Source organism: Caulobacter zeae, from assembly GCF_002858925.1.
Lineage (GTDB): Bacteria > Pseudomonadota > Alphaproteobacteria > Caulobacterales > Caulobacteraceae > Caulobacter > Caulobacter zeae.
This window is the reverse complement of sequence record NZ_PJRS01000040.1, coordinates 66,913-93,055: the sequence shown is the minus strand read 5'-3', so window position 1 is coordinate 93,055 and position 26,143 is coordinate 66,913. Positions and strand designations below refer to the sequence as shown.

The window sequence follows — 26,143 nt, the reverse complement described above, 5'->3', positions numbered from 1 at the left end:
CCCTTGATGGGGGAAGGGTCGGGGATGGGGGTGACCTGCTGAATTGGCGGCGGTGCAACATCGAACGCAGCATCACCCCCACCCCAGCCCTCCCCATCAAGGGGGAGGGAGAGCGATTAAGCCCCCGCCTTGACCCGCGCACTCCGTCCCAGCACCAGCGCGCCGCAAAGCCCCGCCACCCCCAGCGCCGCCATCGCCCAGTAGCCCTTCACGCCAAGCGCATCGAAAAGCGGGCCGGAAGCCAGGGTCGCCAGGCCCAGGGTGAAGCCTTGCGACACCGCCGAGTTCAGGGCCTGGGCGGCCGAGGCGCTCTTGGGCGGCGTAAGGCGCTCGATCAGTTGCAGCGAGGCTAGGAAACTGGCCGCGAAGGTGAAGGCGTGCAGCGCCTGTAGCGGAAACAGCGCCCACAGCGGCGGAGCGAAGGCGTAGGCGGTCCATCGGATCACCGCCGCGCCCGCACCCATGGCCAGCAGCTTGCCGGGCCCCACGCGCCGTCGCCAGGGCTCCAGGAACCACATGAACCCGACCTCGGCCGCGACGCCGACGCCCCACAAGACGCCGATCATCGGCTCGGGGATCTCCTGCCTGCGCCAGAGGATGGTCGAGAAGCTGTAGTAGAAGCCATGCGCACCCTGGATCAGGCCGGCGGTGACCACCGCCAGCACGAACACCCGGTCGGTCAGCAGGCTGCCCAGGCCCTTCCAGCGGTCGCGCTTGGCCGGCGCCTCGCCCTCCTCGTGCACCCGCTCGGCCGGCACGAGGGCGAAGGCGGCGAAGGCCGTCAACAGGGCGGCCACCGTGATCCAGACGACGATGACCTCGGCGCCGATGAAGGTCAGAACGACGCCCATGGCCAGGTTGGCGGCGATGAAGGCGCTGGAGCCCGACCCGCGCGGCAGGCCGTAGTTGAAGCCTTCCAGCCGCGCCCGGCGCAGGGTGACCACGTCGATCAGCGGCGAGATGGTCGAGAACAGGGTCGCGCCCAGCAGCCAGCAGACCAGGAGGCCCCAGAAGCCCGGCGCGATCAGCATGGCCAGGTAGGCGCAGGCGGCGCCGACCGCCAGCAGGATCATCGGCGAGCGCCGCAGCTTGAACCCGTCGGCCCAGACCGCCAGCGCCGCCCCGGTAAATGGCTTGAGCAGCAGCGGCGCGGCCAGCACCGCGCCGATCTCGGCCCCGGAAAGCCCCCTCGCCCGCAGGAAGGTGGCCACGTATGGCAGGCTCACCCCGATGACCAGATAGATGGCCACATAGAACAGGCTGAGACGGGCGACGAGCGGCATGGCCCGCTCGTAGAGCGGTGGGCGGCGAAGGGGAAGCGGTTTCAGATCCTCCCCCTGAAGGGGGAGGTGTCGGCGAAGCCGACGGAGGGGGATGTAACCTCCCACGCCTACGACTTCACCAGTTTCCGCAGGGACTTCCCCCTCCGGCCCATCAGGCCACCTCCCCCTTCAGGGGGAGGATCTTTTTACTCCGCGCCCCCAAACCGCGCGGCCCATTCGGCGATCATGTCGTCGTCGATCTTCTTGAACAGCACCTCGGGCGCACGCACCGTCTGGCCGGCCGGGACGGTCGACAGTTCGGCGGCGACGTCGGACGACGGCCACGCGGGCGGCCAGGCCTGGCCGAAGGCTTCGCCGATCTTCTCGGCGGCGAACGGGATGAACGGGGCCGAGATGCGGGCGTAGAGCGCGGCCAGGTTCAGGGCCGTGCGCACGATCACCGCGGCGCGGTCGCGGTCGGACTTGATCGCCGTCCACGGGGCGGCTTCCTGCAGGTACTCGTTGCCGACCACCCAAAGGGCCCGCAACGCCTGGGCGCTCTTGCGGATCTCGATGGCGTCCATCTGCTCGGCGAGGTCGGCCAGGCGCTCGGCGACGTCGGCGTAGAGCTTCTCCTCCAGCGGACCGATCTGCCCGCCTTCCGGCACGACGCCGTCGAACTTGCTCTCGGTGAACTTCAGGATGCGGTTGACGAAGTTGCCCAGCACGTCGGCCAGGTCGCGGTTCACGGCGCTGGCGAACTGCTCCCAGGTGAAGGCCGTGTCGCTGCCTTCCGGCGAGTTCGAGGTCAGGTACCAGCGCCACAGGTCCGGCGGCAGGATGTCGAGCGCCGCGTCCATGAACACGCCGCGCTTGCTGCTGGTCGAGAACTTGCCGCCGTACCAGTTCAGCCAGTTGAAGGCTTTCAGCATGTCGACGCTCTTCCACGGCTCTTCCGAGCCGAGGATGGTCGCCGGGAAGCTGACGGTGTGGAACGCCACGTTGTCCTTGCCCATGAACTGGACGTAGCGGACGTCGTCGGCGCCGGCGTCGGTGCGCCACCACGAGCGCCAGTCACGATCCAGCGCGGCCTCGGCCCACTCCTGGGTGGCGGCGATGTATTCGATCGGGGCGTCGAACCAGACGTAGAAGACCTTCTCTTCCATGCCCGGACGCGGCAGGCCGTCCTTGGTCACCGGCACGCCCCAGGCCAGGTCGCGGGTGATGCCGCGGTCGATCAGGCCCTCGTCCAGGTGCTTGTAGGCGATCGACTTGGCCAGCGTCGGCCAGTCGGGGTGGCTGTCGACCCAGGCGCGGATGCGGTCGGCCATCTTGGTCTGGAGCAGGTAGAGGTGCTTGGTGTCGCGCACCTCGAGGTTCCGCGAGCCCGAGATCACCGAGTACGGGTCCTTCAGGTCGGTCGGGTCCAGGAGGTTGCCGCAGTTGTCGCACTGGTCTCCGCGCGCCTTCTCGAAGCCGCAGTGCGGGCAGGTGCCCTCGATGTAGCGGTCGGGCAGGAAGCGACGGTCGTCGATCGAGTAGACCATCTGGTCGACCCGTTCCTCGATCAGACCCTGCGCCTCCAGCACCTCGGCGAAGTGCTGGGTCAGGCGATGGTTCTGCGGCGAGGACGAACGGCCGAAGTGGTCCCACGACAGGCCGAACGCGCGGCCCACGTCGTGCTGCAACACGTGCTGCTCTTCACAGTAGGTCGCAACGTCCTGGCCGGCGGCGGCCGCCGCCAGCTCGGCCGGAGTGCCGTGCTCGTCGGTGGCGCAGATGTAGAGGGTGTCGTGGCCCCGGGCCCGCTGGAAGCGCGCATAGACGTCGGCCGGCAGCATCGAGCCCGCGAGATTGCCCAGGTGCTTGATGCCGTTGATGTACGGCAGGGCCGAGGTGATCAGGATGCGGGCCATGGAACGGGCGTCTTTCCGGGGGCGAACGAGAATAAGGAGGCGTCCGCATATAGAAGCCCCCGCGCCGAAGGGAAAGCTTCGCGGCGCGCCGGCAACCTTGCGGATCACGAAATCACGGGCTCGCGCGTCGGGCGTTTTCGGGTTTGGATGTCTCGCGCTTGACTGGAGGCCTCATGACCCGCCGTCGCCTGCCGCTGCTGTTGCTCATCCTCGCCGTGCTGCTGGCGGGCGGCTGGTGGTGGTGGCGCGAGCGGCCCGATCCGTCGGTGATGCACGTCTTCCCCGGCGTGCGCGGCCCGGCCAAGGCCTCGAAGATCATCGAGCCGCCCCGCACCCGCATCGCCCAGTTCGACAAGGGCGGCCCCCATCGCCTGGCGATTCTGGTCACCGACCCGCAGTCGGGGTGGCTGGGGCTGGTGCGCGGCTTCCGCGCCCACGGCGTACCGATCACGGTGACGGAGGATCCCGCCAAGGCCCTGACCCACAAGGTGGTGCTGGTCTATCCGATCATCTCGGGTCGCGTGCTGAGCGCAGAGCAGCTGCGCGCCCTGGCCCAGCACGTGCGGGACGGCGGCACGGTGCTGGCCTTCAACCTGGCGGGCGGCGGGCTTGGCGAGCTGTTCGGCGTCGGCGAGGGAACAGAAGCCTCCTCCCGCCTGCGCATGCGCTGGACGAAGACCACCGGCGAGCCCGAGAGCGACGAGATCGTCGCCTCCTCCACCGGCGAGGCCAAGGTCGCCAGCGTCGGCTACGCGCCCGGAACGGCGGAGGTGGCAGCCCGCTTCGACGACGGCTCGGTCGCCGCCGCCTGCCGGCGGGTCGGCGGCCAGGCCTGCGTGCTGGGCGTCGACCTCGGCTCGCTGGCCCAGCGCGCCATGAACGGCCGGGCCGAGGCCCTCGCCCGGCGCTACGTCAACGGGTACGAGCCGTCGCTGGACAGCCTGTTCCGCTGGGTGCGCGATCTCTACGTCGCCGGAGAGCCGATGCCCTGGCTGGTCTCCACCACGCCCGCCGGCAGGCAGGTGTCGATCCTGTTCACCCACGACGTCGACTACGGGCCGTCGGTGCATAACGCCCTGGCCTATGCCGACGCTCTGAAGGCCCGGAACATCCGCGGGACCTTCTTCGTACAGACCAAGTACATGAAGGACTACAACGACAAGGTGTTCTTCGACGACGCCGCCGTGGCCGACGTCAAAGGCCTGCTGGCGCGCGGCCAGGAGGTGGGCAGCCACACCGTCGCCCACTCCGGGGCCTTCGAGCATGCGATGCCGCTGGGCGACGGCCGCGAGCGCTACCCGCGCTACCGCCCCTTCGTCGAGACGGTCGACACGGTGAAGGGCGCCACGATCCTGGGCGAGCTTCGGGTGTCGAAGTTCCTGCTCGACCGGCTGGCGGGCGCGCAGGTGGTCTCGTTCCGGCCCGGACGGCTGGCCTATCCGTTCACCCTGCCCCAGGCCCTGGACGCCAGCGGCTATCGCTATTCCTCGTCGATCACCGCCAACACGGTGCTGACCCACCTGCCCTTCCAGCTGACCGACGGTCGCGCCGACGGCGCCTTGCAGCCGGTGTTCGAGTTCCCCGTCGCCATCGAGGACGAAAAGGCCCCGCCCCTGCTGCAACGGCTCGACGCGGCCGACGCCCTGGTGACGCGCGTGGCCCGGGACGGCGGCGTGGTCACGGTGCTGATCCACCCCAACACGGTCGGCGACAAGCTAAGGTTCGAGGAAGCCCTGGCCGATCGCTGGAATGGCCGGGCCTGGATGGGCTCGACCCAGGCCTTCGGCGACTGGTGGACGGCGCGCGACGCCCTGGATCTCGACGTCCAGCCTGACGGCGCGGGCTGGGTCCTGACCGCCGGCGCGGCCAAGGGGGTTTCGGATGTCGAGGTCGTACTGCCCAAGTCCGCCAAAGGGCGCGTGATCCTGGGCCTGCCGGCCGGCGGCCGCTCGACCACGGCGATCCGGTGAGAGGCCTACTGCTCGCCTTGCTGCTGGCCGCCATCGCCTGCCCGGCCGTCGCGGCGCCGCGACTGATCTGGTCGGACGAGTTCGACGGCGATCGGCTGGATCCGGCCCGGTGGACGGCGGCGACCGACTGCTGGGGCGGCGGCAACGAGGAGCGCCAGTGCTACGCGCCGGCCAATGTCACGGTCTCTGGCGGGGTGCTGCGGCTTAACGCCCGCAAGGAGCGCGCGTCGGGCCCCGCCCGGCGCGACGGCGGCCCGCGGGTGAGCCGCGACTACGCTTCGGGCGGCGTCAGCACCAAGGGCCTGGCCTCGTTCCGCTACGGCCGTATCGAGGTGCGCGCCAGGCTGCCGCTGGGCCAGGGGCTGTGGCCCGCGATCTGGATGCTGCCCGAGCACGACAACTACGGCCCCTACCCGCTGTCGGGCGAGATCGACATCGCCGAGGCCGTGAACCTGGGGGTGCGTTGCCGGTCCTGTCGCGACCGGGTGCGGGCGGCGGCGCATCATGGCCCCACGCTGAAGGCCAACCGCAGCGACTCGGCCGACACGGCGCTGGGCGACCTGACGGCCTTCCACGTGTTCGCGCTGAAATGGACGCCGAACCGGCTGACCTGGCTGCTGGACGGCAAGCCCTATTTCACCCGGGCGGGCGGACGGCCCTTCGACGAGCGCTTCCACCTGATCCTCAACCTGGCGGTCGGCGGGCGGTGGGCGGAGACGACGGGCCGGCGCGGCGTCGACGACGCAGCCTTGCCCGAAAGCCTGCTGGTGGACTGGGTGCGCGTCTACGCACCAGAAGACTAGGCGGCGGGCAAGCGCCCCCGGCTCCAGAAGGGGATCAAGAAGCCGGGGGCGCGCCCCCCCAAGGGCGAGGTTTGGCGGATTTAGTTCGTGTCCGCGGCCACCGGGTCGGCGGCCGAGACCACGCCGTCCTTGTTGGTGTCGTGGGTCACGAACATCCGCCAGCCCGAATAGGCGAACTCGGCCGGGGTGATGCCGCCGCTCTTGTCGCTGTCGAGGACGCCGAAGCGCACGTCGGCCTGGCGCATCTGGCGCACGCGCTCTTCTTCCTTCTTCTCGGCGGTCTCGGTCGAGGCGGCCAGGCGCTTCTCGAGGCGGACCTTGAACTCGCCGACATACTCTTCCTTGGACAGCACGCCGTTCTTGTCGGCGTCGATGGCCTTGAAGAGCTGGTCGCGGGTGATGACGAACTCCTCCTTGGTGACGACGCCGTCGCCGTTGACGTCCTGCTCCTTGATGAAGGTGTCGCGGGCGTGCGAGGCGGCCAGGGCCGGGGCGGAGACGGCGGCCAGGACGGCGGCCAGGATCAGGGTGTTGCGGATCATGTCGGCTCTCAGCGCAGGGATTCGAAGGTCAGCGAGTAGGTGTGGCTCTGGCCGGGCTGGCCGGCGGCGGCCGGGGCGACGCGGTAGCGGGCCTGAACCTGGTAGACGCCCGAGCGTTCGGGCTTCAGCTCGAAACGGCCCTGGGCGTCGCTCTTGACCGTGACCGGGGCGGCCTTGACGTCGGCGTAGCGGTCGCCGCCGGCGGTCAGGGTGACCTCCTGGCCGGCCACCGGCTTGCCATCGTACAGCACCACGAACTTGGCCGGCTGGCCGGTGGTGATATCGCTGGGGTGGGTGATCGCCTGGAACTCCAGGCCCTTGCCGACCGGGGCCAGGGCGCCGGTGCTGGGCGCGCCGCGGGTGACGTAGACGTCCGCGGTGGTGATGCTCTGCATGTCGACCACTTCGGCGCCGGCCGGCGCCTTGCCCGGCTCGAGGAACTCCCACTCGCCGTTGACCAGCGTGGCCTTGCCGACGCGGCCGGCGCGCTGCCCGGTGGTGATGCGGTAGGTGCCGGCGGTCTCGATCGGCGCCTCCACCAGGGCCAGCTCGCGCAGATAGGTCGGCGTCAGGGCTTTACGCACGCCGTCCGGACCGACCACCGCATAGGTGTCCGACTTCATCACCACTTCAGGGGTGAAGAAGCTCTCGGTGAACGAGCCCTGGACGGTCACGACCTTGCGGTCGGAGACGTCGAAGGTGCTAGGCAGCATGTAGGGCGAGTGGGCGTGCGCCAGGCCGGACAGGCCCAGGCCCGCCAGCAGCGCCGCCGAAGCGAGCATGGTCTTCATCGGAATCCCCCTTCCAGGACGATCGGTGCGTTGGAGAGGCTCCTATTGCGGATGAATCTAAGAATCAATTGCAAATAACTTGACCAAGCCGCCAGACGGTCGTAGCTCCCCATCCAACGAATGCGAACAATTCGCATCTGAGGCCGAAAACTGGGGATCGAACTTTGCCGCGCAACAGACTCGCCTATCTTGCCGCCGTCTCGGCCGGCGCTCTGCTCTTCGCCACGGCGGCCTTCGCGGCCGATGCGCCGTCGGCCGACGGCGCCGAAGTCGACAAGGTCACCGTCACCGCCACGCGCAGCGAGAAGTCCGTCCTGGACGCCCCCGCGACCGTCTCCGTGACGACAAGCCAGGAGATCGAGGACGCCCTGGTCAACGACGTGAAGGACCTGGTGCGGTTCGAGCCGGGCGTGTCGGTGCGCAGCGCCCCTTCCCGCTTCACCGCCGCCGGCGCCTCGACGGGTCGTGACGGCAACGCCGGCTTCGCCATCCGCGGCCTGGAGGGCAACCGCGTCCTGATCATGGTCGACGGCGTGCGCGTGCCCGACGGCTACGCCTTCGGCGCCCAGGCCGCCGGTCGCGGCGACTATGTCGACGTCGACGTGCTGAAATCGGTCGAGATCGTGCGCGGCCCGGCCTCGGCCCTCTACGGCAGCGACGGCCTGGCCGGTTCGGTCAGCTTCTTCACGAAGGATCCCTCCGACGTCCTGCAAGGCAAGTCGATCGCCGCCCGCGGCCGCGTCGGCTACAGCTCGGCCGACGAAAGCTGGAGCGAAAGCGCCCTCGTCGCCGGCGCCAGCGGCCGCTGGGAAGGCCTGCTGGCCTACACCCGCCGCGACGGCCACGAGACCGAGACCCAAGGCACGGCCGCCCTGCGCGACGTGCGCCGCACGGTCGCCAACCCCGAGGACAACAGCTCCAACGCCGTGCTCGGCAAGCTGGTGTTCAACCTCGACGACCGCAACAAGTTCTCGCTGACCGTCGACCACCTGGATCGCGACATCGACTGGAACGTGCTGTCGGCGATCACCTATGTCGCCCCGAACGCCACCCCGGCCTCGACCGCCGTGGTCGGGCTGACCGCCTTCGACAAGATGCGCCGCGACCGCGTCAGCCTGGCCCACGCCTTCACCGGCGGCCAGGGCCTGATCCAGAGCGCCCGCACCACCCTCTACTATCAGGACAGCACCACCCGGCAGTTCTCGGCCGAGGACCGCTACACCGCCGCCGACCGCACCCGCGACGCCAAGTTCGACAACGAGGTGTTCGGCGGCGCGGTCGAGCTGACCAGCAAGGCCAGCTTCGGCGGCGTGGACCACAGCATCGTCTGGGGCGCTGACGCCTCGCTGACGCGCCAGCAGGGCCTGCGCGACGGCACCGTGCCGCCGGCCGGCGAGACCTTCCCCAACCGCGCCTTCCCGACCACCGACTACACCCTGTTCGGCGGCTACGTGCAGGACGAGTTCGCGGTTGGTCCGGTCACCTTCTATCCGGCCCTGCGCTACGACTACTACAAGCTGGACCCGAAGAACGATCCGCTGTTCACCGCCAACACCGCGGTCGGCCAGAGCGACTCGCGCTTCTCGCCGAAGCTGTCGGCCGTGTGGCGGGCCACCGACCTGATCAGCGTGTTCGCCAACGCCGCCACCGGCTTCAAGGCCCCGGCCCCGTCGCAGGTCAACAACGGCTTCTCGAACCCGACCAGCTTCTACACCGCGATCGCCAATCCGGACCTGAAGCCCGAGACCAGCCAGACCTTCGAACTGGGCTTCCGCCTGCGCCAGCCGACCTGGAACATCAGCGTCACCGGCTTCACCGGCAAGTATGACGACTTCATCGAGCAGGTGCAGGTCAGCGGTTCGTTCCGCCCCACCGACCCCGCGGTGTTCCAGTTCGTCAACCTGGCCGAGGCCGAGATCAGCGGCGCCGAGGCTCGCGGCGAAGTCATCATCGCCGACAACTGGCGCCTGATCGGCGCGGCCTCCTATGCTCGCGGCTTCTCGACCAACACGGCGGGCGTCAGCACCCCGCTGCAGTCGGTCGATCCGGCCAAGTTCACGGCCGGTCTGTCGTACCGCGATCCGGCCGGTCGTTTCGGCGGCCAGTTCAGCGTCATGCACGTGCAGAAGAAGTCGGTCGACAGCCTGGGCGTCACCTGCACGGGCGGCTGCTTCGCCCCGCCGGCCTTCACCACCGCCGACGCCACCGCCTACTGGAACGTCACCGACGCGGTCACCCTGCGCGGCGGCGTCTTCAACCTGGCCGACGAGAAGTACTGGTGGTGGTCGGACGTGCGCGGCCAGTCGGCCGCCGCCTCGGCCACCGTGCCGGCGGTGATCGTCGACGGCTACACCGCTCCCGGACGCAACTACAGCGTCTCGCTGGCGGTCAAGTTCTAGGACCCCAAAGGTCCTAACCGAGACACGCGGTCGTAATGTTGCGGCGACCGCGTGGCCCCGTCCTCCTCCGCGCCATGTCGGCCCGGCGCCTGGAGGACGGGGCGTTTTATTGTCTGGGGCATGCTTCAGCGCCCGCCTTCGCGGCGTCGCAAAAAGAACGGGAAATCGTCGTCGCATCGCCCGGGACAAGCGCGCCGCCCCCTGCTAGCAACGGCGCATCCGCAAACGGGAGTTCGCATGCTGCGCCGCCTCTACGACTGGGTCATGGGCCTGGCCGCCTCGCGTCACGCTCCCACGAGCTTGTTCGCGGTCTCCTTCGCCGAGAGCTCGTTCTTCCCCGTCCCGCCCGACGTGATGCTGGCCCCGATGGTGCTGGCGCGGCCGGACAAGGCCTGGCGCTACGCCGCCATCTGCACCCTGGCCTCGGTGCTGGGCGGCATCCTGGGCTACGCCATCGGCTACTTCCTGACCCCCGTGGGCCAGTGGATGATGGCCGCCACCGGCCACGCGGGGGGCCTCGCCGAATTCAAGTGCTGGTACGACAAGTACGGGGTCTGGGTGATCCTGGCCAAGGGTCTGACCCCCATCCCCTACAAGCTTGTGACCATCGCCTCGGGCCTGGCGGCCTTCAGCTTCCCGATGTTCATCTTCGCCTCTGTCGTCACCCGCGGCGCGCGCTTCTTCCTCGTCGCCTTCGTCGTCAAGAAGTTCGGCCCGACCCTGCTGCCGGTGATCGAACGGCGCCTCGCCCTGGTGGCCGGCGGTTTGATCCTGCTCCTTGTCATCGGCCTCGCCGCGAGCCATTTCCTGGGGGGAAGCAGCGGAGGCGCGTGCGCCGTATGACCACCGACACCCCGGCCGTGACCACCGGTCCCCTCGTTCCCAAGCGTCCGCCCCTGGCGTGGGTCGCCAGGCACTGGCCGGTCCTGGCCTTCGCCGCCAGCGCGATCATGCTGGGCGCGGCCCATGCGTTCGAAAGCTTCGGGGGCCTGGCGCCCTGCCACCTGTGCCTGAAGCAGCGCGAGGTCTACTGGGTGGCCGGAACGGTCGGCCTGATCGCCACCATCCTGCAACGCACGCCCCTTTGGACGCGCCTGCGCGCGCCGGCCCTGTGGCTGCTGGGCGCGATCTTCCTCTACGGCGCAGGCCTGGCGGCCTTCCACGCCGGCGTCGAATGGAAGTGGTGGCCCGGTCCCAGCACCTGCACCGGCGGGGGCCTCGCCACCTCCGACGACCTGGTGGCCATGCTGAAAGGCGCCAAGATCCAGCCTCCGATGTGCGACAAGGCCGCCTGGGTGTTCCTGGGCCTGTCGATGGCCGGCTGGAACGCCCTGGTCTCGCTGGGCCTGGCCGTCGCCTCGGCCTTCGCCGCCCTTCGCTCCAAGGAGGCCTGACGATGAGCGCCGCCCAGCAGAAAGCCGTTCCGCCCCGCCCCGGCCGCGGCGCCCAGGCCGCGCGCCTGGCCGAGATCCTGCGCGTCGACCAGGCCGGCGAACTGGCCGCCGTCCACATCTATCGCGGCCAGCAGGCCGTGATGAAGCACGCCCGCGGCCGCGAGCGCATCGCCGAGCAGCTGAAGGAGATGGAGGGCCACGAGCAGGTCCACCTGTCGCGCTTCGACGAACTGCTGTCCGAGCGCAAGGTGCGCCCGACCCTGATGTCGCCCCTGTGGCGCCTGGCGGCCTTCACCCTGGGCGCCGGCACCGCCCTGATCGGCGACAAGGCCGCCCACGCCTGCACCGAGGCCGTCGAGTCGGTGATCGAGAAGCACTACGCCGGCCAGATCGACGAGCTGAAGGACCGCGACCCGGCCCTGGCCGCCGAGCTCTCCAAATTCCGCGACGACGAGCTGATGCACCGCGACCTCGCCATCGAGGAAGGCGCCCACGAGGCCACGGCCTATCCGCTGCTCAGCGCCGTCATCCAGACCGGCTGCAAGGTGGCCATCAAGATCAGCGAGAAGCTGTAAAACCCCTCTCTCTGCGAGAGAGGGATTCAAAGGCTTGGCCTTCGCCCCCGCCTCCCCTACCGATGACGCCTGATCATCGCGGGGAGTCGTCTTGCCTTCGTCGTCCGTCCGGGCACTGGCCCTCGCCGCCGCCCTGCCGCTGCTGATCGCCGCCGCGCCCGCCAAGCCGACCAAGCCCGCGCGCGCCGCCCCCACCGCCCAGACCCTGGCCACCGGCGGGGCGCTGAAGCCCGACCAGGCCGGCGTGCATATCGAGCATGTCGACCTGTCGATCGAGGTCTTCCCCGAGCGCAAGTCGATCTCCGGCGAGGCCGTGCTGGCCCTGCGCGCCGACCGCGAGCTGGCGACCATCGTGCTCGACCTCGACCGTGAACTGCCGGTGTCGGCGGTGTCGCTGGACGGCCGGGACCTGCCGCCCACGGCCTGGCGCAATCCGGACGGCCGCCTCTCGATCACCCCGCCGGCCCCGATCCCGGCCGGCCGCACCACCGCCGTGCGCATCCGCTACGCCGGCGTGCCGGTAGAGGCCAAGAACGCGCCGTGGGACGGCGGTTTCGTCTGGACCAAGGCCCCCGACGGCCGCCCCTGGATCGCCACCGCCGTCCAGGGTGAGGGCTGCGACCTCTTCTGGCCGTGCATCGACCACCCGACCGGCGAGCCCGACCTCGTCGACCTGCACGTCACCGTTCCGGCCGGGCTGTCGGCGCCGTCGGGCGGGGTCCTGATCGACGTCACCGAGGCCGGCGGCGGGCGGCGCACCTTCCACTGGCGGATCAAGACGCCCAACACCTACGCCGTGGCGCTCAACATCGGCCCCTATGTCCACCTGACCGCGCTCTACCGCAGCCGTTTCGGCGACAGCTTCCCGATCGAGTTCTGGGCCCTGGAGGGCAACGAGGCCAAGGGCCGCGACCTGCTGGCCCAGTTCACGCCGATGCTCGACTTCTACGAGGGGATGATCGGGCCCTATCCGTTCCGCTCGGAGAAGATGGGCGCGGTCGAGACACCGCACCTGGGCATGGAGCACCAGACGCTGAACGCCTACGGCGCCGGCTACGCCAAGGAAATCTACGGCTTCGACTGGCTGCTCGAGCACGAACTGGCCCACGAGTGGTTCGGCAACCAGATGACCAATGTCGACTGGGACGACATGTGGCTGCACGAGGCCTTCGGCACCTACATGCAGCCGCTCTATTCGCAGTGGCTGCACGGCGACATGGAATACATGGTCCGCCTGAACGAGATGCGGGTGAAGAGCTTCAACAAGTTCCCCATCGTCTCGGGCAAGCCGATGGAGGAGGAAGCCGTCTACGACGCCAAGGTCGGGCCGGGAACCGACATCTACTACAAGGGCGCCAACATGCTGCACACGTTGCGCGGCCTGATCGGCGACGAGGCCTTCTTCACCGCCACCCGGGTGCTGGTCTATGGCCGCCCCGATCCCAAGCCCGGCAACTTCGCCCCGCGCTACGCGGTGACCGACGACTTCATCAAGGCGGTGAGCGAGGCGACCGGCGCTGACTACCGCTGGTTCTTCGACACCTATCTGCGCCACGCCGCCCTGCCGGAGCTTGTCGAAACCCGCGACGGCGAAGACCTGGTGCTGGCCTGGAAGACCCCGGCCGGGCGCTTCCCGATGCCTGTGGAGGTCAAGGTCGGCGGCAAGATGGTAACCCTGCCGATGGCCGATGGGACGGGCCGGGTGCGCGTCGGCGACGCCGTTCCGGTGATCGTCGACCCCGCTTCGAAGATCCTGCGCCGGCAACCGTATCTGGAGGCCTACCACGCCTGGAAGACCGCCAAGGACGCCTCCGACAAGGCCAGGAGCCGGCCGGTCAGTCCGAAGAAATAGTCATCTTCCGTTGACCGTGTTCCTTCACGGTTTGCGAGGCATGCGGCCTTAGGACTCAAGGCTCCACCGCGAGCCGAGCCCATGCTGACGCCCAACCATGTCGTTATCGCCGCCAAGGCCGTGCTGTTCGTCGGGGCGGCCAGCGCCGTAACCCTGATGCTCGGCCCGTTCCAGGGCCTGGAACAGGCTTTCGGGCTCAGCGACAAGGCCGCGCACGCCCTGGCGTTCGGCGGCCTGACCGCCATGGCCTTCCTGGCCTTCCCCAAGATGCGCCGCAACGACCTGGCGATCGCCGCGATCCTGCTGGGCGCCAGCGCCGAAGTCGCGCAGCTGTTCGCCCATCGCAGCGCCAGCTTCACCGATTTCGCCGCCGACGTCGCGGGCATCGCCGTCGTCTACCTGGCCAGCCACATCGAAGCCGTCCGCCGCGACGCCCGCGAGCGCGGCGCCATGCGCTTCTCGGACATCTCGGCCCAGCGCCAGCGCCGCCGTCGCCGCAAGAGCAGCGTCGTCATGCCAGCCGCCTCCGTCGCCGCCGAAAGCGAAGCCGCCCACGGCAGCTTCGCCTCCCGCGCCGCCGCGCGTTTCCCGCGCGAGGCCTGATCTTTCGTCAGGTGATCCGCTTGACGCTGACCGGGTCGCTGCCCGGGAAGCTTTCTTCCAGGCCCTCGTCCAGCAGGGCTTCCTGGCGGCTTTCCGAGCACTCGACCTTCTCGGCCAGCTGGTCGTGCTTTTCGTTGTGCGCCAGCGGCCTGTCCGCCTGCTTGGAATGAGGCGCCTCGATATGGCGGTCCTCCGGCCGCAGCTTGCCTTCGGCCGCGCAGTCGGCGGTGGTCGCCGAGGTGCCGTGCGTGAAGTGGCGGCCGTCTTCCTGATGATGCCTGTGACCGATCATGACCGGTTTCTCCCATGCTTCGCCCGCGAGGGCGTCGAGAGATAAACCCGCAGGTCATGGCCGGGGTTGCTCCGCCTCCAGACAAGCGGCGCGAAGCAGGTTATGCAAACGCCATGCAAAAGCCGCTCATGTTGCTCGCCTGCCTTTTGCTGGGCGCCTGCGCCTCGACGCCTTCGGAGGCGCCCGCCCTCGCGCCGGCCCCCAAGCTCGCGGTCGAGACGCGCAGCTACGCGACCACGCCCCTGACGCCGACCCCGTCCGACCTGCCGCCGGCCGAGGCCTTCGCCGCCGCCAGCTTCACCGCGCCCGACGGCGTGCGCCTGCCCTATCGGCTGCTGTCGCCGGCGACCAAGGAGAAGCTGCCGCTGGTGGTGGTGCTGCACGGCTCGGGCGCCGTGGGCCACGACAACAAGGCCCAGATGGGCCCGTTCGTGCGCAGTTGGGCCCGCCCCGGCACGGCCAAGACCTTCCCAGCCTTCGTGCTGGCGCCCCAGGCCCCTATCCGCACCGCCAACTACGCCAAGGGCGCCGACCGGCTGCTGGCCTCGCGCCCCGGGACCAGCCTGCCGGCGATCCTGGCCCTGATCGACGACCTCTCGGCCCGCCTGCCGATCGACACCGACCGCATCTATCTCGTCGGCTTCTCGATGGGCGGCTCGGCGGCGATGAACGCCGCGGCCCTGGAGCCCGGCAAGTTCGCCGCCGTCGCGGCCTTCTCCGGCGTGCCGCCCGAGCGCGCCCTGGCCGCCAAGGTCGCGCCGACGCCCGTGATGATCGTCCACGGCGACAAGGACCGCGAGAACCCCTACGCGCCGGACCTGGCTTGGGCCGGGGCTCTGGCCGACGCCGGCGGCGACGTGCGCTTCGTCTCCTATTCAGGCATGGCCCACGTAGTGCCGCCCGACATGATGCACGACGACGCCTGGCGGGCCTGGCTGTTCTCGCAGAAGCGGAAAAAGGGCTAAGCCGTCCAGGTCTCGGCGAAGACCCGCCGGAAGTTGCCGCCCATCACCTTGTCGACCACCCGCGTCGAATAGCCCCGCCGCCGCAGTTCGTCGGCGATGACGGCGCAGCGATCCGGGCGGTTCAGCCCGGTCACGAACGGCGGCGGCCCCTCGCCGGGCGCGGCCACGCCGGCGGCCTTGCGCTCTTCCAGGCTCTTGTTCCACTGGGCCATGCTCTCGGACGAGGTGTCGAACGGCCACAGCAGGGCGTCACTGCCGATGCCGACATGGTCCTCGCCGCAGACCTTCAGGGCGTGGATCAGGTGGGCGAAATAGACGTCCAGCGAGGGCTGGGCCGGCGCCGTCGTCAGATAGCTCAGCTCATAGATCCCCATGACCCCGCCACGATTGGCCAGGGCCTTCATCAGCCGGTCGGACTTGTTGCGGGGATGGGCGTGGACGGCGGCGGCCCCGGCGTGGGTGATCAGCACGGGCTTGCTGGACACGGCGATGGCGCCCAGGCTGGACGGCTCGTCGCTGTGGCTGACGTCGATCGTCACGCCTGTCGCGTTCATGCGCTCCACCGCGCGCCGCCCCAACTCGGTCAAGCCGGTCGGCGGCGACGACATCGTGCCCGAGGCGAACGGCGTCGTCCGGTTGTAGCTCAGCCCCATGACCAGCACGCCGGCGGCGCGGAACTGGTCGATGGCGGCAAGGTCGCCTTCCAACATCTCGGCGGCTTCGAACGAATAGATGATCCCCAGACGACCGCTCGCCTTGGCGCGGGCGAAGTCGGCGACGGACGCGACCTTGAGATAGAGGTCGGGATTGAGCGCCACGACCTTGTCGATGTCGGCGATGGAGGCGGCGGTCTCGGCCCTGGTTTCCGTGCCCGGCCCGCCGATCGTCAGCTTGGCCGCCGTCAGGCCCGACGCCTTGACGAGGTCGCGGGCCTCCTGGTCCAGCGGCTTCTCACTATCCATGGGCAGGAGCAGATTGCCGTTGATCACGACGCCGGCGGCCTGTCCCGTCGCGGCCGAAGCGGTCGCGCTGGCGGCCAGCGAGGCGGCGGCCGCGCCCAGGAAGATGCGTCGCGTGGTGCTCATGGTCCCCTCCGAAAGAAATATGTAGGCGCCTACATATCCTTCCCATACCCGGGGTCGTCCAATGAAATTCCATCCATGATCCGATCGAACATCGACCGGCGGTCCAAGGCGTCGTCCAGTTGGTCGAGCCGCCGGACAAGGTCGCCGACCTCGGCGTCCAGTTCCCGCGCGGCGGTGTTGAACGCGTCCCAGACAGGGCCGAGCCTGGCGACCATCGCCTGTCCCTCGTCGGTCAGGGCGATCAGGCGGCGGCGCCCGTCTTGGGCCGAAACCTGCGAGACGATCAGGCCGGCCTTCTCCATCGACCGGCTGGCCTCGCTGACCGACACGTGGGTGATGCGCAGGATCGCGGCGATCTCGCCCACCGCCATCGGGGCGCCGCGCTCGACCAACTGGCGCAGGACGCCGTACCAGCGCTGCTCGAACTTGACGCCGCGGGCGGCATAGACCCGCGAGCCGTCACGGTCGATCCGCTCGGAGACGCGCCGGAGGCGGGCCGCCAGCGCCTCGCCGCCGAAGCCGCGGCTGTAGTCTTCGGGATCGGACATGGCGGAATCCGCTGACGGAGGAAGCTGTCCCCCTTCTGGGCCATCCGCGTGCGGCAGCCTAGAGGCCAGCGCGCGTCAGGGCCTCGCGAACCACGTCGGGCGCGTGGTCGATGACCCGCAGATAGGCCAGCATGGCGGCATCTGGCCGCGCCTCGCCGTGTTCCAGCTCGCTCAGCACCGGCAGGGGAATGGCGAAGGCCCGCGAGAACTCGGCCTGCGACAGGCCGCTGCGCCACCGCACCGCCTGCACAAGCGCGCGGGACGAGCGGACCTCGCTTGGCGCGGCCCTGTCGTCGATGGCGATATCGGTCGTGGTCAGGCGCGCTGCGGCCATAGGATCTCTCCCTTCGCTGCTCTTCTCCCCGACCGCTCCTCTATACGCGTTCGATTGCACAAATTCGACGGCCGCACGTCGCCAATACGACGGTTCGGGGGCGGCTTGGCCAGGCGGTCAGCCCTGGGGCTTGGCCAGCAGGGCGCGCGCCTTGACCTCGACCGCCTCGACGCCCTTCAGCGGGTCGCCGGCGTCGTCGAGGATGTTGGAAAAGCGCTTGAGGTCCTGGGTGCTGATCCGCTTGATACGGCGATCACGCGCCCACTCCATGCCGATCAGCTGGCCCAGGCGGCAGGCCTTGGGCAGCAGGGCCGGCTTCTCGGCCGGACCGCCCTTGACCAGCAGCTTGCTGACGATGTCGTTCCAGTTGGGCGAGCCGGGGAAGCACAGGTTCAGGTCCTGGCAGTTGCCGGTCCAGAACCGCTTGTACCAGCGGGCGTGGTCATCATTCTCGAAACGCAGGCCGCGCGTGGGCTGGACCACGTTGAGGCAGTCGCCCCGCACGAACTCCTGCGCGGACGCGGAACCGGCCAGCAGGCCGGCAAGCAGCAGGGCCGTCGCCCCCAAACGAAACGCCAAGTCTTCCTCCTGGAATCCTCCCCCCACGGAGGATGCTCACGGCTCGTTTAATCGCGCGCTTCGGACAGAAATGCGGCCGTCGCTTCAATGACTTCCACGAGCGTGAGTCGCTCGATGGTCACCCCTTCGGGCAGACTTGAAAAGAGCCTCGTGGGGGCGGCCGCATCGAGCATCACGAAGACGCCCCGGTCCTCGGCCCGACGGATCAGGCGGCCGAAGGCCTGGCTGATGCGGGCGCGGGCGATGGAGTCGTCGTAGCCCTTCCCCCCGAACTTGGTGCGCCTGGCCTTGTGAAGGATGTCCGGACGCGGCCAGGGCACGCGGTCGAAGACCAGCAGGCGCAAGCTGCGGCCGGGCACGTCGACGCCGTCACGGATCGCGTCAGTGCCCAGGAGGCAGGCGTCCTCCTCCGCCCGGAAGATGTCGACAAGGGCGCCGGCCTCCAGCGGATCGACGTGCTGGGCGTAGAGCGGCAGGCCCTTGTCGGCCAGGGGCGCGGCGATACGCTCGTGCACGGCCTTGAGCCGACGAATGGCGGTGAACAGGCCCAGCGCCCCGCCGTTGGCGGCCAGGAACAACTCGCGCATGGCCGCCGAGACCTGGCGCGCGTCCTCTTTGTTGACGTCGGTGACGACGAAGGCGCGGGCGTTTTTCTCGTAGTCGAAGGGCGAGGCCAGGCGCAGCACCTTGGGCGGCTGCGGCAGACGCGCCGCGCCGCTGCGCATCTCGGCCAGGGCGAACGGATCCTCCAGCGCCGGATCGACCAGGGTGGCGCTGGTCACCAGCACGCCGTGCGCGGGGCTGAGCACCGCCGCGCGCAGCGGCTCGGTCGGATCCACCCAGTGGCGGCGGCAGGCCGCATCCACGACCCGGCCGTAGAGGAAGGTGGCCTCGAACCAATCGACGAAGTCGGGATCGTCCTCGGCGTCCTCGTCGATGGCCTTGAGGATCGAGCGCCAGGCCGGCAAGGTCATGCGCGCCCGGCGGTCCAGGCCCCGCAGTGCGCCTTCGATGCGGGCGCGTTCGGACGGCCCCAGGTGCTCGGCGTCCTCGTCGAGCACGTCCTCCAGCTGGCGGGCCAGGGCCAGCAGCGGCGCCTCAACCCCGGCCAGGGCCCGGGCGGCTTCTCCGGCCCGCTCGCGCACCAGGTCCACCGCCGGGCGGGCGGCGCATTGCAGGCCCAGTTCCGGCCCGCCGCGCTCGCTGGTGCGGGCGCGCAGCTGCTCGATGACGGCGACGAGGTAGTTCTCGATCGGCCCGATCGGATTGACCTGGCCGTCCGGCGGCGCGATGCGGCCCGACCAGCCTTCGCCCGGCAAGGCGGTCGCGGCCTGGATCACCGCGCTCAGCGCTTGGCGGGCGCTTTCCTTGTCGCCCAGGATGTCGAGCAGCCGGGCCTCCAGCCCTCTGCCCCGCCGCCCGCGTCCTTCCGGACCACGGATCCAGCGGCGCAGCTCGGCGGCCTCGGCGCCCGACAAGGCGGCCGAAAAGGCGCTGTCGGCGGCGTCGAACAGGTGGTGACCCTCGTCGAACACCACGCGCTTGACCGCCGTGGTCTCGTTGTCGCCCTTCAGGCCCCGCGCCGTGCGCGCGCCGTCGAAGGCCGCCTGGGTCATGACCAGGGCGTGGTTGGCGATGACGATGTCGGCGCGCTTGGAGGCCCGCACGGCCTTCTCGATGAAACAGACGCGATAGTGCTGGCAGCCGGCGTGGATGCACTCGCCCCGGCGGTCGACCAGGTTGGCGGCGCTCGCTTGAGCAGACGGCTGCACGGCGAACAGGGTCGGCAGCCAGGCCGGATAGTCGCCGCCGGTCATGTCGCCGTCGCGGCTGACCCGCGCCCAGCGCGCGGCCAGGGCCAGGCCCACCAGGTCGCCATTGCCTAGCTGGGCGCTGTTGACCTGCTCCTGCAGGTTCAGGAGGCACAGGTAGTTTTCGCGGCCCTTGCGGACCACCGCCTTGCGGGCCCGCACCTGCGCATCGGGATAGATGGCCGAGCTCTCGCGCTCGATCTGGCGCTGCAAGGCGCGCGTATAGGTGCTGATCCACACCGACGGGCCGTTGGCCTCGGCCCAGACGCTGGCGGGGGCCAGATAGCCGAGGGTCTTGCCCACGCCCGTGCCGGCCTCGGCCAGCATCATGCGCGGCTCGCCTTCACGTTCCCGGGGCTGGAAGGCGAACGACGCCTCGCGGGCGTAGGTGTCCTGGGCCTCGCGCACCTCGTCGAGGCCGGCGCGGGTCAGCAGCGACTTCAGGCGTTCGGAGGCGGCCTCGGGGTCGATCGGGCGCGACAGCGGCTCGCCCAGCGGCGCCTGGTCTTCCCACTCGACGAGCCGGCTCCAGACGTCGAGGCCGGAGCTCCTGAACTGGTTGCCGACCGGAACCGAGCGCAGGGCGCCGACCACCGCCGCCCCCCAGGACCATCCGGCGCGAGCCAGGGTCTCGGCCACGGCCAGGGCCTCCTCCCGCGACGGATGGGGCGTCAGGGCCAGCTCGCGCAGCAGGAAGTCGGCGGCCTCGCGCAGGGTCTGGGCCTGGGCGGCCGCGCCCTTCGGTTCCGGCAGGCCCAAGGCCATGGCCAGCCCCACCGACGACGGCGCGCAGAAGGTCGCCGGCCGGGTGAAGGCATAGAGCTCCAGCACGTCGAAGATGCCGGGATAGCGCAGCGGGGCGTGCAGGTTCAGGCGCTTGGCCGTCATGGCCGCGTGGGCGACCAGCACCGGCCCGTGCTCGAACAGGTCGCGCGCGTCCGGCGGCCGGATCACCCGCCCCTCGCCCGAACCGTCGGCCAGTCCGGCGCGCGGGCCGGGCAGAACCACCAGGGCCGGGGCAAGGTCAAGATTCGGAGGAAGCGCGCTCACGAGCGTGGATTAACACTTCGGCGCGGGGAAACGAACGGGGAACTCCCCTCCCCCCCCCCAAAAGCGCGTCATCCCGGCCGCAGCGAAGCGCAGAGCCAGGACCCAGGGGCCGCGGCATGGCGTCGGCAGCCGCCGGAGCGCTTGATCGATCCGCCGCGCCCAGTCCCCTGGGGCCCGGATAGCCGCTACGCGGCTTCCGGGATGACGAGCTTGTTGGTGCTTCGAAGCTTACTTCCGCTGACCCGCGCTGGCCGCCCGCACCGGCTTGAACTCCGAACCGGCGTTCCAGTCGGGCCAGACGCGCGAGTTGGCGATCGCCTTGCCGGCCTCGTAGACCAGGGCCACGTCCTGGGCCGCGCCGCGCAGGTCCCAGTCGGCGCTCCAGGCGTCGCAGGGCTGGTGGTAGCAGCGGGCGGTGTAGTCGGCGACCCAGGCGTCGCCGGCCGCGCGGCCGCCGTTCAAGAGGTCGGCCCCGCCGCCCAGGCCCATCACCAGCAGCACCGGCACGCCACGCTTGGCCAGCGAGAAGTGATCGGCGCGATAGAACAGCGCCCGTTCCGGCTTGGCGTCCGGCGTCACCGTGCGCCCTTGCGCGGCCGCGGCCTTGGCCAGGCCCTGCTCCAGTTCGTTCTGGCCGGCGCCAACCAGCACGATGTCCTTGGCCGGGCCGGCCGTTTGCAGCACGTCGAGGGTGTAGTTGGCGGCCATCTTGCCCAGAGCCGCATCGCCGGCCTTCACGGCGTAGTATTCCGAGCCCAGCAGGCCACGCTCCTCGCCCGTCCAGGCGGCGAAGACGATGGAGCGTTGCGGCGCCGGGCCCTGCTTGAAGGCCCGCGCCACCTCGATCACGCCCGCCACGCCGATGGCGTCGTCGGCCGCGCCCGGACGGATCGTCTTGCCTTGCGCGTCCGGCGCGCCCACGCCGTAGGCGTCCCAATGCGCGGCGTACATGATGCTCTCGTCGGCGTGGCTCGTACCCGGCAGGCGCGCGACCACGTTGTGGCTGACCATCGGCTCGTGAGCCACCTTGTAGGCGGCCGAGAACGCCGCGCCCGTCAGCGCCACCGGCTTGAACGACGGCTCGCGCGCCGAGCGCTTCAGGGCTTCGAAATCGAGGCCCGAGCGCTTGAAGAGGTCGACGGCCACGTCACGCTGGATCCCGCCTTGCAGTTGCAGCTTCTCCTTGGCCGGGTCGGGACGGACGATGTCGTAGCCCTCGCCGTTGGATGCCTTCACCGTCGACCAGCCGTAACCGGCGCCGAGGGTCTCGTGGACGATCAGCGCGCCGACCGCGCCGCGACGCACGGCCTCCTCGTACTTGTAAGTCCAGCGGGCGTAATAGGTGGCCGCCTTGCCGCCGAACTTGCCGAAGGCCGGCTCGCCGGCCTCGGCTTCCAGGTCGGGGTCGCTGATCAGGAAGACGGCGACCTTGCCCTTCAGGTCCACGCCCTTGAAGTCGTCCCAGCCACGCTCGGGAGCCGAAACCCCATAGCCGACGAACACCAGCGGAGCGTCCTTGATCGCCACCTTGTCGACCGGCAGCAGGGTCATGACCTGGGCCTGCTCGCCCTGCGCCAGGGCCACCGGGCCGCCGGCGGTCGCAAAGCTCATGGCCACCGGGCCGTCGATGCGGGTGTGCACCAGCGGCACCTTCTGGGTGTAGGACCCGGCGTCGCCGGCCGGCTCCAGGCCCAGCGCCTTGAACTGGGCGGCGATGTAGTCGGTGGTCTTCTGCTCGGCCGGACCGCCCGGGGCGCGGCCCAGGAACTCGTCGCTCGCCAGCACGCGGGTGATCTCCGACAGCTTGGCCGGATCGATCGGGCTGCTATCGACCTTGGCGCCCTGCGCATGGGCCAGGGCGGGTAGCGCCAAGGCGGCGGTCAGCAGAAGGGTGGCGCGGCGGGACATGGCGAACTCCGAGATTTTCGGAGCCGACCCTAGGAAGCTTGGCGAACGAGGGCAAACTTCGCACATCGTTCTTTGCGGCTAAGTCGATTCCCCGCCAGAAACAGAACAGGAACATGCTATAGCCACCGCGATGGTTCCGGCCGACCTGCTTCCCCCGCGTTTCTCCGAGTGGTTCGCCACCCGCGGCTGGTCGCCGCGCGCCCACCAGCTGGCGATGATCGAGAAGGCCAGGGCCGGCCGCGACGCCCTGCTGATCGCGCCCACCGGCGGCGGCAAGACCCTTGCGGGCTTCCTGCCCAGCCTGATCGAGCTCTACGAGCGCCCGCCGCGAAACGCGCCCGCCGGGATCCACACCCTCTACATCTCGCCGCTGAAGGCGCTGGCCGTCGACGTCGAGCGCAACCTGATGACGCCCATCCGCGAGATGGGCCTCTCGATCGTCGCGGAGAGCCGAACCGGCGACACCGGCGAGAGCCGCAAGGCCCGCCAGCGCATCCGCCCGCCCGACATCCTTTTGACCACGCCCGAGCAACTGGCCCTGTTCTGCGCCTGGGAGGGCGCGCGGGAGTATTTCGCCGACATGTCGTGCGTGATCGTCGACGAGGCCCACGCCATGTGGCCCTCCAAGCGCGGCGACCTGCTGGCGCTGGACATCGCGCGGCTTCAGACCTTCGCGCCGCGCATGCGGCGGGTGGGGCTGTCGGCGACGGTCGATGACCCGGACCTGGTGCGGCGGTGGCTTGGTAAGCAACAAGATCCTCCCCCTCCGGGGGAGATGGCCCGGAGGGCCGGAGGGGGGGCGGTTTCAGCTTCCGAAACGCCGGACGCCCTCCCCCCTCCGATCGCTACGCGATCGCCTCCCCCACGGGGGGAGGTTCCTCGTTCATCGATCTCGTCCGTCGACCTCGTCCTCGGCTCCGGCGGCGCCCAGCCGGTCGTGGAGGTCCTCGTCTCCGGCGGCCGCGTGCCGTGGGCGGGACACACCGCCCAGCACGCCATGGCCGAGGTCTACGAGATCATCCGCCAGTCCCGCACGGCGCTGATCTTCGTCAACACCCGCTTCCAGGCCGAGTTCGCCTTCCAGGAGCTGTGGAAGCTCAACGACGAGGGCCTGCCGATCGCCCTGCACCACGGCAGCCTGTCGGCCGAGCAGCGGCGCAAGGTCGAGGCGGCCATGGCGCGCGGCGACCTTCGCGCCGTCGTCTGCACCTCGACGCTGGACATGGGCATCGACTGGGGCGACGTCGACCTCGTCATCCAGCTGGCCGCGCCCAAGGGGGCCTCCAGGATGGTCCAGCGGATCGGCCGGGCCAATCACCGCCTGGACGAGCCCAGCCGCGCCCTCTTCGTGCCCGCCAGCCGCTTCGAGATGCTGGAGTGCCGCGCCGCCGCCGACGCTATCCTGGAAAACCACCTCGACGGCGAGCCGGCCCGCATCGGCGCCCTCGACGTCCTGGCCCAGCACGTGATGGGCTGCGCCTGCTCCGAGCCCTTCAGGCTGGTCGATCTCTATGACGAAGTCCGCACCGCCGGGCCCTATGCCGACCTGTCATGGGAAGACTTCGAGACCGTCGTCGATTTCGTCTCGACCGGCGGCTATGCCCTGAAGACCTACGACCGCTTCCGCCGGATCGTCGAGGACGCCGACGGCTTCTGGAAGGCCCGCAACGCGCAAGTCGTCCAGCGCCACCGCATGAACGTCGGCGCCATCGTCTCGCCGGCGGTGGTCAACGTCCGTATCGGCGGCGGCCGGCGCCCCATGGGAGGTCGCAAGATCGGCGAGGCCGAGGAAGGCTATTTCGAGCAGCTGACGCCGGGCGACACCTTCGTGTTCGCCGGCCAAGTCTGGCAGTTCAACAGCCTGGTGGGCGCCGACGCCTATGTCAGCCCCGCCCCGGCCAAGGACCCGAAGATGCCCAGCTGGGGCGGCTCGAAGTTCCCGCTCTCGACCTATCTGGCGTCGCGCGTGCGCAAGATGATGCACGACGAGACCGAATGGACCGCCCTGCCCCCGGACGTGCAGGAGTGGATGGCTTACCAGAAGGCCCGTTCGCGGATCCCCGACGAGGACGAGATGCTGCTGGAGACCTTTCCTCGCGGGAAGCGGTTCCACATGGTCATGTATCCGTTCGAGGGACGGTTGGCCCACACCACCCTGGCGATGCTGCTGACCCGCCGGCTGGACCGCCTGGGCGTCGGGCCGCTGGGCTTCGTCTGCAACGACTACGCGCTGAACATCTGGTCGCTGAAGCCGATGGACGAGCTGGACCTCGATGACCTCTTCGACCAGGACATGCTGGGCGACGATCTCGAGGACTGGCTGAACGAGAGCTTCCTGATGAAGCGCGCCTTCAAGGCCTGCGCCCTGGTCGGCGGCCTGATCGAGCGGCGCTATCCCGGCGAGGAGAAGTCGGGCCGGCAGGTGACCTTCTCGACCGACCTGATCTACGACGTGCTGCGCAAGCACCAGCCCGACCACCTCTTGCTGCGCTGCGCCCGCGCCGACGCGGCGACCGGCCAGCTGGACGTGGCGCGGCTGGGCGACCTTCTGGCCCGTATCAAGGGCCGCATCCGCCATGCGGCGCTGGACAAGGTTTCGCCCTTCGCCGTGCCGATCATGCTGGAGATCGGCCGCGAGCGCGCCCCGGGCGACGCGGCCAGCGACATGATCCTGGCCGAGGCGGAGGAAGACCTGATCGCGGAGGCGCTGTCTTGATGACCAGGTTCCAGTCCAGAGACTGTGGCGGCCTGGCGGTGCTGGTGGCCCAGCGAACGGTGGTGCTGCGCGGCTCCGGCGCCCTGTGGCTGGAAGCCGAGCGCGCCCTGGTCGTCGCCGACCTGCACTTCGAGAAGGGCTCGTCCTACGCCGCGCGTTTCGGCCAGATGCTGCCGCCCTACGACACCCGCGAGACCCTGGCGCGGCTGGAAGCCGAGGTCGCGGCCCTGGCGCCAGCGACGCTGATCTTCCTGGGCGACAGCTTCCACGACGGTGCGGCCGAGGATCGTCTCGCCGCCGATGACGCCGAGCGCCTGCGCGCGTTGTCAGTCGGCCGCGACCTGATCTGGGCGGTGGGCAACCACGACGCCGACGGTCCGCGCGCCCTGCCCGGCCAGGTGATCGACGAGATGGCCATCGGCGGCCTGATCCTGCGCCACGAGCCCGAGCCCGGCCCGCAGCCCGGCGAGGTGGCAGGCCACCTGCACCCGGCGGCGCGGGTCTCCAGCGGTCGCGGCAGCGTGCGCAGGCGCTGTTTCGTCACCGACGGCCAGCGCCTGATCCTGCCGGCCTTCGGGGCCTATGCCGGCGGCCTCAACATCCTCGACGCGGCGTTCGCGGGCCTGTTTTCCGCCCCGCCCCTGGCCGGCGCGCTGGGCGGCAAGCGGGTGCACGCGGTAGGTCCCAAGTCTCTGCGGCCGGACTGAGGCGACCGAGGACCACGCCCAGCGCTCCAAGCTTCACCCTG

At 70.0% G+C, this 26,143-nt stretch carries 22 protein-coding genes; 11 read left to right on the top strand and 11 right to left on the bottom strand.

All coding sequences use genetic code 11. From position 1 onward, the window contains the following. Positions 1–116 precede the first annotated feature (116 nt). Together SGCZBJ_RS19060 and metG are read right to left on the bottom strand one after the other, a co-directional pair. Positions 117–1,283: an MFS transporter gene (locus tag SGCZBJ_RS19060; protein ID WP_101719530.1), complete on the bottom strand. Its 1,167-nt coding sequence runs from the start codon at positions 1,281–1,283 to the stop codon at positions 117–119. A gap of 185 nt (positions 1,284–1,468) precedes the next feature. Continuing rightward, positions 1,469–3,178, bottom strand: coding sequence for a methionine--tRNA ligase (gene metG, locus SGCZBJ_RS19055; RefSeq protein ID WP_101719529.1), 1,710 nt, complete (start codon positions 3,176–3,178; stop codon positions 1,469–1,471). 173 nt (positions 3,179–3,351) lie between these two features. Here metG and SGCZBJ_RS19050 point away from each other — a divergent pair, with 173 nt between their 5' ends. Both SGCZBJ_RS19050 and SGCZBJ_RS19045 read left to right on the top strand, forming a co-directional pair. After that, on the top strand, positions 3,352–5,148 hold the full coding sequence (locus tag SGCZBJ_RS19050; RefSeq protein WP_101719528.1) for a polysaccharide deacetylase family protein: 1,797 nt from the start codon (positions 3,352–3,354) through the stop codon (positions 5,146–5,148). Then, positions 5,145–5,951, top strand: a complete 807-nt coding sequence (locus SGCZBJ_RS19045; RefSeq protein ID WP_101719527.1) for a glycoside hydrolase family 16 protein — start codon at positions 5,145–5,147, stop codon at positions 5,949–5,951. The genes SGCZBJ_RS19050 and SGCZBJ_RS19045 overlap by 4 nt, the downstream gene beginning before the upstream one ends. An 80-nt stretch (positions 5,952–6,031) precedes the next feature. Here the strand turns inward: SGCZBJ_RS19045 and SGCZBJ_RS19040 are convergent, their stop codons facing one another. Then, on the bottom strand, positions 6,032–6,493 hold the full coding sequence (locus SGCZBJ_RS19040; protein WP_101719526.1) for an EF-hand domain-containing protein: 462 nt from the start codon (positions 6,491–6,493) through the stop codon (positions 6,032–6,034). Between the two features lie 8 nt (positions 6,494–6,501). Then, positions 6,502–7,284 (bottom strand): DUF4198 domain-containing protein, encoded by a 783-nt coding sequence (locus SGCZBJ_RS19035; protein ID WP_101719525.1) that lies wholly within the window; start codon positions 7,282–7,284, stop codon positions 6,502–6,504. A gap of 164 nt (positions 7,285–7,448) precedes the next feature. On the opposite strand from SGCZBJ_RS19035, the gene SGCZBJ_RS19030 reads away from it, so the two are divergent. The 6 genes from SGCZBJ_RS19030 to SGCZBJ_RS19005 all read left to right on the top strand — a co-directional run bounded on the left by SGCZBJ_RS19030 (position 7,449) and on the right by SGCZBJ_RS19005 (position 14,107). Next, positions 7,449–9,683, top strand: a complete 2,235-nt coding sequence (locus tag SGCZBJ_RS19030; RefSeq protein ID WP_101719524.1) for a TonB-dependent hemoglobin/transferrin/lactoferrin family receptor — start codon at positions 7,449–7,451, stop codon at positions 9,681–9,683. A gap of 237 nt (positions 9,684–9,920) precedes the next feature. Further along, complete coding sequence (locus SGCZBJ_RS19025) at positions 9,921–10,526, top strand: YqaA family protein (protein WP_101719523.1); 606 nt, start codon at positions 9,921–9,923, stop codon at positions 10,524–10,526. Beyond that, entirely contained in the window at positions 10,523–11,077 is a 555-nt protein-coding gene (locus SGCZBJ_RS19020) for a disulfide bond formation protein B (RefSeq protein WP_101719522.1), read from the top strand. Before SGCZBJ_RS19025 ends, SGCZBJ_RS19020 begins: the two co-directional genes overlap by 4 nt. A gap of 2 nt (positions 11,078–11,079) precedes the next feature. After that, positions 11,080–11,652 (top strand): demethoxyubiquinone hydroxylase family protein, encoded by a 573-nt coding sequence (locus tag SGCZBJ_RS19015; RefSeq protein ID WP_101719521.1) that lies wholly within the window; start codon positions 11,080–11,082, stop codon positions 11,650–11,652. A gap of 91 nt (positions 11,653–11,743) precedes the next feature. Further along, positions 11,744–13,504 carry a M1 family metallopeptidase gene (locus SGCZBJ_RS19010; RefSeq protein ID WP_165799381.1) on the top strand — a complete coding sequence of 587 codons (1,761 nt, stop codon included), beginning with the start codon at positions 11,744–11,746 and terminating at the stop codon, positions 13,502–13,504. An 81-nt stretch (positions 13,505–13,585) separates the two neighbouring features. Beyond that, a complete protein-coding gene (locus SGCZBJ_RS19005; protein ID WP_101719520.1) occupies positions 13,586–14,107 on the top strand; it encodes a VanZ family protein in 522 nt (173 codons plus the stop codon). Positions 14,108–14,114: 7 nt separating this feature from the next. Here the strand turns inward: SGCZBJ_RS19005 and SGCZBJ_RS19000 are convergent, their stop codons facing one another. After that, positions 14,115–14,399: a hypothetical protein gene (locus SGCZBJ_RS19000; protein ID WP_101719519.1), complete on the bottom strand. Its 285-nt coding sequence runs from the start codon at positions 14,397–14,399 to the stop codon at positions 14,115–14,117. A 113-nt stretch (positions 14,400–14,512) separates the two neighbouring features. On the opposite strand from SGCZBJ_RS19000, the gene SGCZBJ_RS18995 reads away from it, so the two are divergent. Beyond that, a complete protein-coding gene (locus SGCZBJ_RS18995) occupies positions 14,513–15,364 on the top strand; it encodes a carboxylesterase family protein (RefSeq protein WP_101719518.1) in 852 nt (283 codons plus the stop codon). Here the strand turns inward: SGCZBJ_RS18995 and SGCZBJ_RS18990 are convergent. From SGCZBJ_RS18990 to SGCZBJ_RS18965, 6 genes are all read right to left on the bottom strand, one after another. Further along, positions 15,361–16,449, bottom strand: a complete 1,089-nt coding sequence (locus SGCZBJ_RS18990) for a dipeptidase (RefSeq protein WP_101719517.1) — start codon at positions 16,447–16,449, stop codon at positions 15,361–15,363. The genes SGCZBJ_RS18995 and SGCZBJ_RS18990 overlap by 4 nt on opposite strands. 29 nt (positions 16,450–16,478) lie before the next feature. Beyond that, positions 16,479–16,997, bottom strand: coding sequence for a MarR family winged helix-turn-helix transcriptional regulator (locus SGCZBJ_RS18985; protein WP_101719516.1), 519 nt, complete (start codon positions 16,995–16,997; stop codon positions 16,479–16,481). 58 nt (positions 16,998–17,055) lie between these two features. Beyond that, on the bottom strand, positions 17,056–17,331 hold the full coding sequence (locus tag SGCZBJ_RS18980) for a helix-turn-helix domain-containing protein (RefSeq protein WP_058347856.1): 276 nt from the start codon (positions 17,329–17,331) through the stop codon (positions 17,056–17,058). A gap of 117 nt (positions 17,332–17,448) precedes the next feature. Next, on the bottom strand, positions 17,449–17,910 hold the full coding sequence (locus SGCZBJ_RS18975; protein WP_240621572.1) for a hypothetical protein: 462 nt from the start codon (positions 17,908–17,910) through the stop codon (positions 17,449–17,451). A 47-nt stretch (positions 17,911–17,957) separates the two neighbouring features. Next, the gene (locus tag SGCZBJ_RS18970) at positions 17,958–20,771 is read right to left on the bottom strand and encodes an ATP-dependent DNA helicase (protein WP_101719515.1); all 2,814 of its coding nucleotides are present in this window, start codon (positions 20,769–20,771) and stop codon (positions 17,958–17,960) included. A 228-nt stretch (positions 20,772–20,999) separates the two neighbouring features. Continuing rightward, a complete protein-coding gene (locus SGCZBJ_RS18965; RefSeq protein WP_205685423.1) occupies positions 21,000–22,679 on the bottom strand; it encodes a M20/M25/M40 family metallo-hydrolase in 1,680 nt (559 codons plus the stop codon). Between the two features lie 130 nt (positions 22,680–22,809). Here SGCZBJ_RS18965 and SGCZBJ_RS18960 point away from each other — a divergent pair, with 130 nt between their 5' ends. Together SGCZBJ_RS18960 and pdeM are read left to right on the top strand one after the other, a co-directional pair. After that, entirely contained in the window at positions 22,810–25,395 is a 2,586-nt protein-coding gene (locus SGCZBJ_RS18960; RefSeq protein ID WP_101719513.1) for a ligase-associated DNA damage response DEXH box helicase, read from the top strand. Next, positions 25,395–26,102, top strand: coding sequence for a ligase-associated DNA damage response endonuclease PdeM (pdeM, locus tag SGCZBJ_RS18955; RefSeq protein ID WP_101719512.1), 708 nt, complete (start codon positions 25,395–25,397; stop codon positions 26,100–26,102). Before SGCZBJ_RS18960 ends, pdeM begins: the two co-directional genes overlap by 1 nt. The last annotated feature ends 41 nt before the right edge of the window (positions 26,103–26,143 follow it).

Bases quoted from the DNA above. Each gene is read 5' to 3' on its own strand.
- SGCZBJ_RS19020 (WP_101719522.1), top strand. From the start codon at position 10,523: ATGACCACCGACACCCCGGCCGTGACCACCGGTCCCCTCGTTCCCAAG.
- SGCZBJ_RS19000 (WP_101719519.1), bottom strand. From the start codon at position 14,399: ATGATCGGTCACAGGCATCATCAGGAAGACGGCCGCCACTTCACGCAC.
- SGCZBJ_RS18985 (WP_101719516.1), bottom strand. From the start codon at position 16,997: ATGTCCGATCCCGAAGACTACAGCCGCGGCTTCGGCGGCGAGGCGCTG.
- SGCZBJ_RS18995 (WP_101719518.1), top strand. From the start codon at position 14,513: ATGCAAAAGCCGCTCATGTTGCTCGCCTGCCTTTTGCTGGGCGCCTGC.
- SGCZBJ_RS19025 (WP_101719523.1), top strand. From the start codon at position 9,921: ATGCTGCGCCGCCTCTACGACTGGGTCATGGGCCTGGCCGCCTCGCGT.
- SGCZBJ_RS19050 (WP_101719528.1), top strand. From the start codon at position 3,352: ATGACCCGCCGTCGCCTGCCGCTGCTGTTGCTCATCCTCGCCGTGCTG.
- pdeM (WP_101719512.1), top strand. From the start codon at position 25,395: ATGACCAGGTTCCAGTCCAGAGACTGTGGCGGCCTGGCGGTGCTGGTG.
- metG (WP_101719529.1), bottom strand. From the start codon at position 3,178: ATGGCCCGCATCCTGATCACCTCGGCCCTGCCGTACATCAACGGCATC.
- SGCZBJ_RS19015 (WP_101719521.1), top strand. From the start codon at position 11,080: ATGAGCGCCGCCCAGCAGAAAGCCGTTCCGCCCCGCCCCGGCCGCGGC.
- SGCZBJ_RS19005 (WP_101719520.1), top strand. From the start codon at position 13,586: ATGCTGACGCCCAACCATGTCGTTATCGCCGCCAAGGCCGTGCTGTTC.
- SGCZBJ_RS18965 (WP_205685423.1), bottom strand. From the start codon at position 22,679: ATGTCCCGCCGCGCCACCCTTCTGCTGACCGCCGCCTTGGCGCTACCC.
- SGCZBJ_RS19060 (WP_101719530.1), bottom strand. From the start codon at position 1,283: ATGCCGCTCGTCGCCCGTCTCAGCCTGTTCTATGTGGCCATCTATCTG.
- SGCZBJ_RS19035 (WP_101719525.1), bottom strand. From the start codon at position 7,284: ATGAAGACCATGCTCGCTTCGGCGGCGCTGCTGGCGGGCCTGGGCCTG.
- SGCZBJ_RS19040 (WP_101719526.1), bottom strand. From the start codon at position 6,493: ATGATCCGCAACACCCTGATCCTGGCCGCCGTCCTGGCCGCCGTCTCC.
- SGCZBJ_RS18990 (WP_101719517.1), bottom strand. From the start codon at position 16,449: ATGAGCACCACGCGACGCATCTTCCTGGGCGCGGCCGCCGCCTCGCTG.
- SGCZBJ_RS18980 (WP_058347856.1), bottom strand. From the start codon at position 17,331: ATGGCCGCAGCGCGCCTGACCACGACCGATATCGCCATCGACGACAGG.
- SGCZBJ_RS18960 (WP_101719513.1), top strand. From the start codon at position 22,810: ATGGTTCCGGCCGACCTGCTTCCCCCGCGTTTCTCCGAGTGGTTCGCC.